We start from the raw sequence: 1,397 nt of genomic DNA, 5'->3' as shown, positions 1-1,397 counted from the left end.
TTCAGCATCAACAAATTCGAATACCAGTGCTATCGCGGGGAGCACGAGAACGCCGGCCGGGAGCTGGTGTCGCTGCTGCACCGGATCGACAGCCACTATGGCGTGCTGATGGATATCGACGAGTGGGCGCAGTCCGGCGAGGCGCGGGACATCATGGACGATCACCTGCTCACGCGGCTGACGTCCGCAATCAGCAGCCTGATCACCGATCCGGATTTCCACATCACCGATCACGGCGGCGCGCTGCTGCTGCAGTATCAGCGCTGGCTGGCGGCGATGTTCGCGGCCAGCCCCTTCCGCAACGCGGACCACATCCTGCGTACGCTCGGCCTGGACGCCGAGGCGCGCTACTCGCTGCAACTGCGCACGTCGGATCTGCGCAAGTTCCAGTTGTTCTACCTGCCGGAGTCCGAAGTGCGGCTGGACTGGGACGCGTTCTGGCAGCACAACAAGGTGGTGACGGCCGGGCTGGCGATGGCGATGATGTCGTCGCGCTTCCTGGCCACGCCCTCGGCGCACGGCAAGCGCGAACTGCTGCTGCGCTGGCTGCCGGAGCGGCTGGACCAGATCGAGAGCGTCGACCAGTTGCCGATGGGGGTCATGCACGATGTGTACATGCACTGCAGCTACGCGGACATTCCGTCGAAACACGACATCAAGAAGCCGATCAACACCTTGATCCGGCGCAAGCTCGCCACGCTGGGGCTGTTCGATACCGTCCGCCCCGCCGTGCGGCCCGCCGAGGGCAAGCCCGTGGTGCTGGTGGTGCTGGAGTGGTTCTCGAAGAACCACTCGATCTACCGCACCCACTCGCAGACGATGGTGGCGATGCGCGACAAGTTCCACCTCGTCGGCATGGGCTATGACGGCCGGGTGGACGATGCGGGCAAGGCAGTGTTCCACGAGTTCATCCCGATCGGCGGGGGCAACGTCTGGGAGAACGCGCGGCATATCCAGGAGACGAGTGAGACGTATCAGGCACAACTGATGTACATGCCGAGCGTGGGCATGTTCCCGATCACGATGGTGCTGGCGTGCCTGCGGGTGGCGCCGCTGCAGATGATGGCGCTGGGGCACCCGGCCACCACGCACGGGCATGCGATGGACTACGTGGTGGTGGAGGAAGACTACGTGGGCGACGAGACCTGTTTCAGCGAACGGCTATTGAAACTGCCCTCCGATGGCATGCCGTATCGCCCGCCTGCCGCGTTGCTGGAACTGCAGTTGCCGGAGAAGACGAAGCGGACGGCAAGCGATCCGGTGCGCATCGCCGTGGCGGCCACGACGATCAAGCAGAACCCGCGGTTCTTCGAAACCTGCGCCGAGATCGCGCGCAGGGCCAAGGTGCCGGTGCAGTTCCACTTTCTGGTGGGGCAAGCCAGTGGGCTGGTGTTCCC

Annotated in this window: 1 protein-coding gene; it reads left to right on the top strand. The window is 64.6% G+C overall.

Translation table 11 applies throughout. The features are described from left to right. On the top strand, positions 1–1,397 hold a 1,397-nt coding region (locus EV147_RS25880), incomplete at both ends, for a peptide transporter (RefSeq protein WP_157994733.1).

The sequence above is a fragment of the Cupriavidus agavae genome, from assembly GCF_004217045.1.
GTDB classification, from domain to species: Bacteria; Pseudomonadota; Gammaproteobacteria; order Burkholderiales; family Burkholderiaceae; genus Cupriavidus; species Cupriavidus agavae.
The sequence above is the reverse complement of the archived record's forward strand: the minus strand, read 5'-3'. Positions and strand labels throughout refer to the sequence as shown.